The organism is Lacticaseibacillus hulanensis (assembly GCF_004010095.1).
GTDB lineage: Bacteria > Bacillota > Bacilli > Lactobacillales > Lactobacillaceae > Lacticaseibacillus > Lacticaseibacillus hulanensis.
Genome location: NZ_RRYD01000012.1, coordinates 55338 through 67134, shown reverse-complemented (window position 1 = coordinate 67134; position 11797 = coordinate 55338). Strand labels below are relative to the sequence as shown.

General features: G+C 55.4%; 8 protein-coding genes and 1 other annotated feature. Of the genes, 1 reads left to right on the top strand and 7 read right to left on the bottom strand.

All coding sequences use genetic code 11. From position 1 onward, the window contains the following. Positions 1-3: 3 nt before the first annotated feature. The 7 genes from mreD to EKN00_RS04065 all read right to left on the bottom strand — a co-directional run bounded on the left by mreD (position 4) and on the right by EKN00_RS04065 (position 9277). Positions 4-534, bottom strand: a complete 531-nt coding sequence (gene mreD / locus EKN00_RS04095) for a rod shape-determining protein MreD (protein ID WP_127848872.1) — start codon at positions 532-534, stop codon at positions 4-6. 5 nt (positions 535-539) lie between these two features. Beyond that, positions 540-1391: a rod shape-determining protein MreC gene (gene mreC, locus EKN00_RS04090; protein WP_127848871.1), complete on the bottom strand. Its 852-nt coding sequence runs from the start codon at positions 1389-1391 to the stop codon at positions 540-542. Positions 1392-1561: 170 nt separating this feature from the next. Next, on the bottom strand, positions 1562-2563 hold the full coding sequence (locus EKN00_RS04085; RefSeq protein ID WP_127848870.1) for a rod shape-determining protein: 1002 nt from the start codon (positions 2561-2563) through the stop codon (positions 1562-1564). Between the two features lie 283 nt (positions 2564-2846). Next, positions 2847-3491, bottom strand: coding sequence for a JAB domain-containing protein (locus EKN00_RS04080; protein ID WP_127848869.1), 645 nt, complete (start codon positions 3489-3491; stop codon positions 2847-2849). Between the two features lie 108 nt (positions 3492-3599). Continuing rightward, a complete protein-coding gene (locus EKN00_RS04075; protein WP_127848868.1) occupies positions 3600-4907 on the bottom strand; it encodes a bifunctional folylpolyglutamate synthase/dihydrofolate synthase in 1308 nt (435 codons plus the stop codon). 283 nt (positions 4908-5190) lie between these two features. Next, complete coding sequence (locus EKN00_RS04070; RefSeq protein ID WP_127848867.1) at positions 5191-7842, bottom strand: valine--tRNA ligase; 2652 nt, start codon at positions 7840-7842, stop codon at positions 5191-5193. A 58-nt stretch (positions 7843-7900) separates the two neighbouring features. After that, positions 7901-8101: a binding site (T-box leader), on the bottom strand. Between the two features lie 60 nt (positions 8102-8161). Further along, entirely contained in the window at positions 8162-9277 is a 1116-nt protein-coding gene (locus EKN00_RS04065; protein WP_127848866.1) for a GGDEF domain-containing protein, read from the bottom strand. Positions 9278-9424: 147 nt separating this feature from the next. On the opposite strand from EKN00_RS04065, the gene EKN00_RS04060 reads away from it, so the two are divergent. After that, positions 9425-11062, top strand: coding sequence for a peptide ABC transporter substrate-binding protein (locus EKN00_RS04060; protein ID WP_127848865.1), 1638 nt, complete (start codon positions 9425-9427; stop codon positions 11060-11062). Positions 11063-11797: the final 735 nt, after the last annotated feature.

Here is an 11797-nt window from a genome sequence, read left to right as displayed (position 1 = left end):
TTTTTATCTCTGGGTTAATTTTACCAGTAATCGCGTACATGGGAAGTAAATAATCATGAATATAATTATGTTGACCGTCAAACTAGGCGCCAGATGCTGCGTAATGAGCAGTTTCGTCGTCACAACCGTTTGGCCCATGAAGTGCAGCAGGAGATATTCCGCGTACATCCGCACGGCCATGGCAATGATGAAGATACCCCAGGCCACAACGCCTGAATGAGCAACATACGGCCGCAATGAGCGCACTAGGTACGTAATCAGCGGCAAAATCAGGGCATCCACCCCAATGACGCCGGTGTAAAACATGTCCATCAAGACGCCAGCAACAATCGCCATGGCGACGACCCAGTTCTCTTCCGGCACGAGCAGTGCAATAAACACCAGGACCATCAGCATAATCTGCGGCACACCAGGCCCCGCTGGACTTGTTGACCAGGTGGCGAGCACCTGCGTCATCGTTCCGTCGAGCAGTAACGCGACGAACAGAAAAACCGCCGCAACCCAGTGGCGCGTATATGGTTTGTCATTCATCATGTCACCTACTTAACCGTTCGGTCAATGACCGTGACCACCGACACATCGTTCAGACTCCCGGCCGGCTTCAGGTAAACCGTGTTGGCGAGCCCGTAGTCGTCCTTCTTGACGGAGCTAACCGTCCCGATGAACAGACCCTTAGGTGTGCGGCCACCAAGGCCAGACGTGTAGACCCGGGCACCCTTCTTCACGTTGGCATCCGTGGTTAACTGGCCCATAATCAGGTGACCAGAGGCGGTGTCGTAGGACGTAATTACCCCGTTAACGGTCTTATTGCCAACGTCAACCTGCGCCGCAAACCGGTTGGCCGCGTTGTTGTCGGTTGAGATGAGCTCGACCTTGGAATTAGTCTTGTTCACCTCGATAATCCGCCCAATAAGGCCGCTACCGGACATCACGGGCATGTTCTTCTTCACCCCGGCAACCGCACCCTTATCAATGACCAACACGTTGAGCCAATTGGATGGCGAGCGTGATTCAACGGCGGCCGTGACCGTGTCGTAATCAGCCAACGTTGCGCTGAGCTTGAGCTGTTTCTTAAGTTGTTTGTTCTCCCGGCTAAGTGTCTGGTTACGGACCTTAGTTTGGGCCAAATCATCGAGCTTGCTCTTCAGTCGTTCATTTTCTGAATAGGTGTTCATCAGGTTGGCAATGTCGCTTAACCCGCCGTTAATTGCGTTCGCGGGTGCCGCAACAATCCAGCCGGCAATCCCCACCGCGTCGTTGCCGACCTGTTGCACAATTGGCGGCGTGCTCCGATCATCACGTACCGCAATTGAGGCCGAAATAAAGCCAACACTGAGAATGAGTGCGACCAGCAGCACGATTAGGCGTTTGTTTGAAAAAAACTTCTGCATGCCAAAACTCCTTAATCCGTGGTCCTAAACCGTCATGTTGCTGCAAGTCCTCATTTCACAGCCATAAGAAACGGGGGACGGAACGACGCATCCGTCATGCCATCCCCCGTGTCCGTCAAGCGCCCTTAAAAGCGGCACTTTGTGTGTGAAATTGAACTTGCACTCCTGAATTAGTGCTTCTTCATTGCCTCGATGTTCTTGAGTGATTCACCCGTCCCAACGGCAACACAGTCCAGTGGATCCTGCGCAATGAACACCGGGACCTTGGTTTCGTCACTGATGACGGAATCGAGGCTCTTGAGCATTGCGCCACCACCAGTGAGCACAATCCCGTGGTCAATAACGTCGGCCGCGATTTCGGGAGAGGTTTCTTCCAAGGTTTCCTTGATTGCTTCGATGATGCCGGTGACAACTTCACTCATGGCCTTGGAAACATCGGTGGCCTTGATTTCGACCGTCTTTGGCAGACCAGAAATCAGGTCACGCCCACGAATGGTCATGCCTTCCAGGGTTTCTGCTTCCTTCTGGGATGCGGAACCAATCTGAATCTTAATCTCTTCAGCGGTCCGTTCCCCAATCAGCAGGTTGTAGTGCTGGCGAACGTAAGTCGTGATGGCTTCGTCAATCTTGTCGCCGGCCATCCGGATGGAACGGCTGGAAACAATCCCACCAAGGGAAATCGTGGCAACATCCGTGGTCCCACCACCGATATCAACAACCATGCTCCCGGTTGGGTCCATAACGGGCAAACCGGCACCAATTGCTGCGGCGTATGGTTCTTCGATTACGTAGGCGTCACGGGCACCCGCAACCTTAGCGGCATCAATCACCGCCCGCTTTTCAACTTCGGTCACCCCACTTGGAACACAAACCATGACGTATGGGTGGCTGTTGCCGCCCAGTGCCTTGCCCATGAAGTACTTCAGCATTGCCGCGGTGGTATCGTAATCGGCGATGACCCCGTCTTTCATTGGGCGAATGGCGGTAATGTTAACTGGCGTCCGGCCAATCATGTCGCGCGCTTCAGAACCAACAGCGATGATTTCCCCGCTCTGCGTGTTCTTAGCAACAACTGAAGGTTCACTAAGGACAATACCTTTACCCTCTACGTACACGAGCGTGTTGGCGGTCCCGAGATCAATCCCAATGTTTTTTGCACCTAATCCAAACAAGATGTTCTCTCCTTTATGTCGGGTCGCATTAGCACCTTAAACCGGAACAAAGCGTGCCTGCCAGTCAACTAAGTTCATGGGCGACCCGAATTCTTTCTGGAAGAATTATACCATACGCGGAGCGATTTTCCGTAAATAACCGCTCCGTTCCCGCAATCAAACCCAAAAATTAGCCACATTTAACTTTTACTTAGATATTCAAAATGAGGTGCACGCAAAAAAACCAACACAATCGCAATTGTGCTGGCTTCGTTCACGCATCAATAATTAGCGAACTGATTGGCTACAAGTCGCCCTCTTCGCGGAAGGACAAATAATCGTCGCGGCCGACAATGATGTGATCGAGCAGGCGAATGCCCATCAGCTGGCCCGAGGTAAACAGGCGGTCCGTCATTTCCTGGTCTTCGGGGCTAGGACTCACCGAACCGCTCGGGTGGTTGTGCGCAACGATGAGGCGCGATGCCCCCAGCAGAATCGCCCGGCGTAAAATCACACGCTGGTCGGTGATGCTGGATTCAATGCTGCCCTTGAACATGGTCGCCTCTTCAATGACTTCGTTCTTCACGTTGAGGAAGTACACGAGCATCTGCTCCTGCACTTCACCCGCCATCCGGTGCACCAGGTTCTCACCCAGCTGGTCGGAGCTGACCACCTGTTTGGTCGGCGTATTCAGGTTGTGCAGGGCTAACTCACCGAACGCAATCGCGGACGTCAGTAGCTCGGCACGCACCGCTCCGACCCCATCAAGGGCGGCCAACTCGGCACTGGTCGCCACCGCAAGCCCGGTCAGCCGCGGATAGTTCATACACACCGAATTCACCGCCTGCGCACTGTTTTGGCCCGCAAGTGCAAAAAGCCTGGTCACCAGCGCCCGCGCAGTGGCCTCAACCTGGGTTTGTGGTAAAACGTCGATTCTCATGTCTGTCATCTTTAATTCCCTCCTTCACGATATATTTCGCAAAAAAGGTGGCAAATGCACACATGACATCAAATTTTTTCCCAAATAAAAATTCAGCCTGAATCAGGCGCGTCACCTTTAATCTGGCTGATTCGAGTCCAGTAGTTCCTGGCGCACCGCCGAGGCCAGGTACAGCGAACCGATGATCAAAATAATCCCGTCTTGGTTCTCAGTCAGCGCCTTGGCCAGCGCCTCGTGCCAGTCAAGCACCGGCCAGTCCTTGTTGCCGGCCTTGGCGTAATCTTCAGTCGTGGCTGCGCGAGGATTATCCGGCACCACCGTCAGCAGCACTTCGGCCCTAGTCGCCCGCAACTGGCGCAGCATCTCCGGCAGGGCCTTGTCGCCCAGGATACCCGCGATGATGGTCAGGTGCTCGGCGTGCAGACTGGTCACGGCTTTGAGGGCGTGGCCCAGACCGTCAGGGTTGTGGCCACCATCGATGACAATGGCCGGGTCGTCACTGATTTTCTCCAGCCGCGCCGGCCAGGTGGCCTTGGCCAGTCCCGTGCGGATTTCCTGATCGGTTAGTTCCATCTGCGACCGCTCCGCAAACACCCGGGCGGCGCGCACCGCCACCGACGCGTTTTCAATCTGATACCCGCCGAGCAACGGGAAGTCGAGCTTGGTGATGGGCCCGTCAACATCCTCGTAATCGAACTTAACCCCGAATGTGCGGGCGTTCTGCCGCCCCTTGCCGCTGAAGCTAGTACCGAACGCATCCAGGTGACCACCCTGAGCGGCCGCTTTTGCCGCCATAATCTTGGCCGCAACGGGCACCAGGGGTCCGGTCACGACCGGCACGTTCTGCTTGATGATGCCGGATTTTTCGCGGGCAATGGATTCCAGCGAGCCACCGAGGAGCTCGACGTGATCAAGCGCGACGTTTGCAATCACCGCCACCTCGGGCATGATGACGTTAGTGGAGTCGTGCTCACCGCCAATGCCGACCTCGATGACCGCAACATCAACATCCGCCTCCGCAAAGGCGAGCAGCCCAAGCGCCGTATCCACCTCGAACTCCTTGATAATGAGCCCCGGCGTTGCCCTTTGCAGCTTGGCAATTGCGGTGGCAATCTTACCCATGAGCAGGCGCAATGTCTCGTCTGCAATCGGTTCACCGTCAATCTGAATCCGCTCGTTGAAGCGATTGATGAACGGTGAGGTGAACATCCCCACGTGCAGGCCGCCCGCAAGTAAAATGTGGGCAATCGCGTTGGTCACCGACCCCTTCCCGTTGGTTCCGGTCACGTGCACGAACTTCCCGCGTTTTTCCGGGTGGCCGAGTTCGGCAAGCAGCGCCCGTAATTCAGCGCGCCCATTGTTTGGCCGCAGCCGCGGCATCCCGTGAATATAACTAACTGCATCTTCGTAAGTCGCAAATTCCATGGTTACTCTCTTTTCGCGTAGTGTATAGATTACATTCTACCACCTTGGCCATGCAGGAAATGGGCCAGCGCAAAACTAACGGGGCAAATTCGCTGGTCCGCGCTCTCGCCCTGCCCTGCCGCCTCCGTGATCAACAATTGCGGCTGCCATGATGGGCGAGCGCGTCAGCCGCCGACAGAAAAAGACGCCACAACCAGCCGCGGAAATCCGGTTGGTTGTGGCGTCTTTTCAATTATTGAGCAAGTCCCACTTAAAATAATGGTTCCGGCTCAACACTTAGCAATTAACGTGCAGATTCGAGCTCAGCGATGCGGTCCTTAGCAGCCTGCATCTGCGTGCTGTATTCTGCGCGCTTGGCCTTCTGCTCGTCGATAACGCTGGCTGGTGCCTTGGCGATGAAGCCCTGGTTGCCCAGCTTCTTGTCGATGCGCGTCAGTTCGCCCTCGAGCTTGCCGATGGTCTTGTTCAACTTGGCAATCTCGGCATCAAAATCGATGAGTTCGGCGAGGGGAACGTAGACCGTGGCGCCGGCCATCACGGCAGATGCGGCCGTCTTGGCTTCGGCAACGGGTGCACCGGCTGGCAGGATTTCGAGCTGCTTGGTGTGCAGGAACCGGTCGAGGACGGCGCGGTTAGCGGTGAATGCCTGCTGTAAACCGTTGTCGTTGAGTGAAATAACCACGTCGATTGGTGTGGACAGTGGTGCGTTCACTTCATTCCGGATGTTCCGGACTGCGCGAATGAGTTCGATGACGCTGCTCATTTCCGCAACCGCAGCATCGTTGTCGAATTCCGCGTGCGTTTCTGGGTAGGCAGCCGTCACGATGGACTTGCCAACGTGGGGCAGGCTCTGCCAGAGTTCTTCGGTAACGAACGGCATGATTGGGTGTAGCAGGCGCAGAATCTGGTCAAGCACGTACGTCAGGTTCGTCCGCTTCTCGGCCTTGGCTGCTTCGTCGTCACCAGTCAGGGTTTCCTTACTGATTTCGATGTACCAGTCGGCGAATTCATCCCAAATGAAGTTCTTGAGGTCACGGCCAGCTTCACCAAATTCGAACTTGTCGAACTTCGCGGTGACGGACGCAATGGTCTTGTTGAGTTCGGCAAAAATCCACTTGTCGGCCAGGTCGAACTTGGCTGGGTTTGGCTTCTGGTCCGCCTTCTGGTCACCAAGGTTCATCATGACGTAACGGGAAACGTTCCAGATCTTGTTGATGAAGTTCCAGGAAGCATCCATCTGCTTGTAGCTGAACCGAGCATCCTGACCAGGGGTGGTCCCGTTAGCAAGGAACCAGCGCAGAGCATCGGTCCCGTACTTGTCAATCACGTCAATTGGGTCAATCCCGTTACCGAGGGACTTACTCATCTTGCGGCCCTGTTCATCACGCATGAGCCCGTGAATCAAGGTGTTCGCAAATGGACGCTGGCCGGTAAAGTGCAGGCCCTGGAACATCATGCGGGCAACCCAGAACGGAATGATATCGTAGCCGGTAACCAGTGTGTTGGTTGGGTAGTAGCGCTTGTAGTCAGCGGCGTCTTCGTCTGGCCAGCCAAGGGTGGAAAATGGCCACAGCGCGGAGCTGAACCAAGTGTCAAGCACGTCCTCGTCCTGCTCCCAGTTCTCAGCGTCTTCTGGTGCGTCCATCCCGACGTACATCTCGCCGGTCTTCTTGTTGTACCAAGCTGGAATCTGGTGACCCCACCAGAGCTGCCGGGAGATAACCCAGTCGTGAATGTTTTCCATCCAGTTAATGAGGGTGTGTTCGAAGCGGGCAGGAACAAAGTTAACCTTGTTGTCCGTCTTCTGGTTGGCCAGCAGCTTTTCAGCCAGTGGCTTCATCTTAACGAACCACTGGGTGGACAGGCGTGCTTCAACCTGAACCCCGGTCCGTTCGGAGTGCCCAACGGAGTGGACGATTGGTTCGATGGAAATTAGGTCGCCGGATGCCTGCAGGTCGGCAACCAGCTGCTTGCGGCAATCGAACCGGTCGAGGCCAGCGTACTTGCCGGCTTCTTCGTTCATGGTACCATCGTCGTTCATGCAGTTGATGCGTTCCAGGTTGTGGCGGTTCCCAACAAGGAAGTCATTGGGGTCGTGGGCTGGGGTAATCTTAACGGCCCCAGTCCCGAAGTCCATGTCGGCGTGCTGGTCACCAATGATTGGGATTTCGCGGCCAACACCAGGGACAATGACCTTCTTGCCAATCATGTCCTTGTAGCGTGGGTCCTTCGGGTTAACGGCCACCGCCGTGTCCCCGAACATGGTTTCCGGCCGGGTGGTGGCGATTTCGATGCCGCCGTCCGTGCCGTCAGCGTACTTGTAAATCATGTGGTAGAAGGCACCTTCGTCATCTTGGTGGATAACTTCGATGTCGGACAGCGCGGTCCGTGCCTGGGGATCCCAGTTAACGATGTATTCGCCGCGGTAAATCAGGCCTTCGTTGTAGAGCTGAACGAAAACCTTGCGGACAGCCTTGGACAAGCCCGCATCGAGCGTGAAGCGTTCGCGGTCGTAGTCCAGTGACAGGCCCATTTTGCCCCACTGGTTGCGGATGATCTTGCTGAATTCATCCTTCCATTCCCAGACCTTCTCGACGAACTTGTCGCGGCCCAGATCGTAGCGGCTGATACCCTGCTCACGGAGCTTGGCTTCAACCTTCGCCTGCGTTGCAATCCCGGCGTGGTCCATCCCGGGAAGGTACAGGGTGTCAAAGCCCTGCATGCGCTTCTGGCGAATAATCATGTCCTGAAGCGTGGTGTCCCAGGCGTGGCCCATGTGCAGCTTCCCGGTAACGTTTGGTGGTGGGATAACAATCGTGTACGGCTTGGCTTTCTTGTCGCCACTTGGCTTGAAGACGCCGGACTCAACCCATTCTTCGTAACGGCCGGCTTCAACGGCCTTGGGGTCATACTTTGGTGCTAATTCCTTAGTCATTCGACTCAACTCCTATGTAGCTGATTTTTTATTGAACAAAAAAACTCGCCCTAAAATTAATTAGGACGAGTTCACTCGCGGTACCACCTAAATTGGGTAACAATCTACCCCACTTGGCACGGATAACGGACGGAGCCGGCCACCTTACTGCATTCAGGGAGGCACTCACGAGCTACAATCACCGGTTTAAGTTGGGGTTCGCAGCAATTCCCCTTTTCTGGAAACGGCCACCGGTGACCCTCTCGTTCAACATGTTGAGGCAATTATAACACAAGTCCAAATGGTTGCGAACCGTATTTTACGCGCCCATGAATAAAATCTACTCGCCAGCAGTAATGCGATCGCGGCCCTCCTGCTTGGACGTGTACAGGTGGGCATCGGCCCGCTCGTACACATCCTCGAAGCTCATGTCGCCTGGCAAGAGGCCCGTAATCCCCATCGACAAAGTAATGTGCAGTTCATGGCCTTCGTAACTAAAGTCGTGGTCGCGCACCAGTTTCAGCAACTCACGGCCCAAAGGTTCGACTTCCTTAACGGTGTAGTCCAAAAAGATGATGTTGAACTCCTCACCGCCCGTGCGGTACAGGGCGCAGGTATCACCTATCCGCTGCTGCAGGTAGCTCGTCACAATTTTGGTCACCTCAGTCAGCACATAATTCCCCGCGGCGTGGCCGTGTTCATCATTCACCAGTTTGAAATGGTCGATGTCAAACATCGCGAGCGTGAGCGGTTCACTTCTGCGGCGCGCCCGGGGCAACAGCCGCATGCTTTCATCCTTGAAGGCGAAAAAGCTCCGCGCCTGGGTCAGCGTGTCGCGGTTAACCTGCTCCACCAATTCGGCCCGCTCGCGCTTCGAGCGCCGGTCCGCCGACCAGTACAGGACGGTGAACAGTTCCATGAGGGCGAACATGACCACGCCCATGACCACGTTAATCGCCATCAGCTGGGTCTGGGTGACCCAAAACGCGATGGCCATCCACATCGACAGGCCAACGGAGAGCACACGACTGCGTTCAATCAGCCGCGCCCACTTAATCGAAACGACCATAATTGCGCCAAGGACGATGAGCGATAACCAGTAAATCACGGACCCGAGATTGTTGTTCAGGGTCCAGAAAACGAAGATGCCGAAAAACCGCAGAAGATTCTCGGTCCGCGTGACGTCACGATCAATGACGGGCACGAACAAAACGTAGAGGGCCCAGTTCATGTAGGCCTCACTGTTGGTTGGGTTCCAGTTCTCAGCCAGCAAGCAAAAGCCGGCCAGCAAGAACGCAAAGGCGTTGAGCCCGATGCGCAGGTAGAGCGGTCCGCGCTGATACCGCGCCACATTGTGCGTGAGCCAGGCCGCCAGCGTGTTGTAAAATGCAACAAAGCCAGAGATGAAGAATATGGCGATAACCACTTCAACCGCCCAACTGCGCAAATCGAACATGCTGCTGCCCCCTCATTTATGCACAAACTCACGAAAATCGTCTTGTTAACTATTTAATAATGATAGTCCATGATTTAAGCTATTGGTAGTGCATAACACAGATTCACGAGAACGAATTCACTAGTTAATTGCACGTGGGAGAAGCTTATGCAGACTGAAGTGAAAATTGGCGCAATTATCGCCGCCGGAATCACGCTGACGGTTGCTGGCGGCTGGTATTTGCGGAACCAACCGCAACAGGCGCAAAACGATACAACATCGAACACCCCGCTCCGGGTAAGCAACACGACCACCATCGAATCACTGGACAGCACGCACTACAGCACCCTCGCTGCGGCCAGCGCGATTGGCAACCTCTTCGATGGACTGTACGGCCATAACGGTAAGGGTGCGCTCATTGCCGACGTCAGTAATGGCAGCCCCCAGGTGAGTGCGGACAAAAAGACTTACACATTCACGCTGCGCCACTACCGGTGGACGAACGGCAGCCCCGTTACCGCCGACGATTTCGTGTACGCGTGGCAGCGGCTCGCTGACCCCGCAACCGAATCCCGCAACGCCAGCCGCATCGACATTTTGGCAAACGGCGAGCAGGTGCGGATGGGGACCATGCCGCTATCGGCGCTGGGTGTCAGGGCGCTGAGCAAGTACAAGCTGCAGGTCAAACTCAGCACGCCGCAACCGTACCTGGCCGAAACACTGTCCTCCGCGCCGTTCATGCCAATTAACCGCGCATACGCCAAGGCGCAGGGCCGCAAGTACGGGCAGGACGCCCACCACATTTTGACCAATGGCCCGTTCAAGATTACCAACTGGTCCGGGGCAAGCGACACCAGCTGGAACCTCGTGAAAAATAATGTTTACTACTTCAGACGTAACCTGCAACTGAATAAAGTTCGGTTCACCGTCAATGCCGATGCCACCACGGCTGCCGCCAAGTTCAAGGCCAATCAGCTCGATTTCACCGCCATCGACGCGCAGACGGTCCCCCAGTACCTCGGCAACCGCAAGCTGCACCGCGTAACAACGACGACGGGTGCTTACCTGTACTTCAACACCGCAACCGGGCCAACGAAGAACGTCCACCTGCGCCAGGCGATTGCCACTTCCTTCGACAAGCACCTGTTTGCAACGGGCAAGCTGGAAAACGGGGCCAAGGAACTTAACGGGATTATCCCCGCGGGTCTGGCCACATCACCAAGTGGCGTCGACTTTCGCAAGGCAGCTGACAGTCAGGCGCAGTACAACACCGTGCACGCGCTGTCCGAGTGGCACAAGGCACAACGGGCGCTGGGCAAGAACGCGCTGACCCTCACGCTCAACATCGCCAGCAACACTGAGGCCGAGCTTGCTGCCACCTACCTCAAGGGCCAAATCGAGCACAACTTACCGGGCGTGAAAATCCAGATTAAGAAGACCAGCCTTGAACAACGGGTGGCGCTGGAGAATGCCGGGAAATTTGAAATTGTGTTCTCAACTTGGACCCCACCGGACGTCGACCCGTACAACCTGCTGAGCTTCGGCCAAACCGACAGCCGCACCAACGTCTCCGGGTACAGCGACGCGCACTACGACCACCTACTGAGCGAAATCAGCAAGCTCGGAAATGAACCAAAGCGACGGTGGCAAAAAGAGATTGACGCCGAGAAGTACCTACTGAACAAGGACATCCCGATGACCGGCGTCTACCAGGGCGGGCTGGCGTACCTACTCACCGACCGGGTCGAGTCGTTCCCGGTCCTCCCCAACGGCATCGTCAACTACGAATACGTGCGGTTGCACTAACTGACACTGGCCGGCAGCGTGAGTGGGTTTGTACTGAGTGGTATAGGGACCGCGCCTGGGCGGGGCCGGTGCGCGTTCCGTGCGGCTGGGATTTTCCGTGCGGCCGGTTGAAGCCCAAAAAGCGGGGTCTTCAACCTAAAAATTAAGCCCCGCATCTGATTCTTGGGGTTACGAACTAAATACGTATTGTTTGGACCTGTGGGGAAGCTTTGCTCTTCCTAGCGGGTCTTAATTTTTGCCGGCTATGGTGTGGAGAAGCCCAATGCAAAAACCGCATTGGTCTTCTCTCACCATAGCTTTCACAGGAAAATCCCAGCCGCACTACACGCGCACCGGCCCCACCCAGTCGCTACAGAGTGGTTAAAAGAAAATCCTATCGAGGCTTTTACAGAGCAGAAAGCATGACACCCTGGAGTGGCTAGTCCATCATTGTTCAACATCCAGAAATGACTGAGCTGTTTACCACTGGCCAGCGGAGAGTTGTGGGGTTTGGCCGGAGGGTCCGGGCTGGGTCTCGGGTGTGCCGCCCAGCCTGATGAGTGAGTAGCATCTTTGATGCGTACTCACTCACATGCGCACGAAGTAGCTGTGGCAACAAGAATAGAGGTTGTGACGACCGCGGTTTTTGCGGTTGGCACAACCTCTATTCTTGTGGGAAAAATTTAGATTTGTGTGAGGAGCTGTCAGGTCTTAGTTACAAGATGAAACGACCGTCAACATGCTAAGTATCGTACA

Coding starts and splice junctions, on each gene's coding strand:
- mreD (WP_127848872.1), bottom strand. CDS start 534: ATGATGAATGACAAACCATATACGCGCCACTGGGTTGCGGCGGTTTTT.
- EKN00_RS04075 (WP_127848868.1), bottom strand. CDS start 4,907: ATGGAATTTGCGACTTACGAAGATGCAGTTAGTTATATTCACGGGATG.
- EKN00_RS04080 (WP_127848869.1), bottom strand. CDS start 3,491: ATGACAGACATGAGAATCGACGTTTTACCACAAACCCAGGTTGAGGCC.
- EKN00_RS04060 (WP_127848865.1), top strand. CDS start 9,425: ATGCAGACTGAAGTGAAAATTGGCGCAATTATCGCCGCCGGAATCACG.
- EKN00_RS04070 (WP_127848867.1), bottom strand. CDS start 7,842: ATGACTAAGGAATTAGCACCAAAGTATGACCCCAAGGCCGTTGAAGCC.
- EKN00_RS04065 (WP_127848866.1), bottom strand. CDS start 9,277: ATGTTCGATTTGCGCAGTTGGGCGGTTGAAGTGGTTATCGCCATATTC.
- mreC (WP_127848871.1), bottom strand. CDS start 1,391: ATGCAGAAGTTTTTTTCAAACAAACGCCTAATCGTGCTGCTGGTCGCA.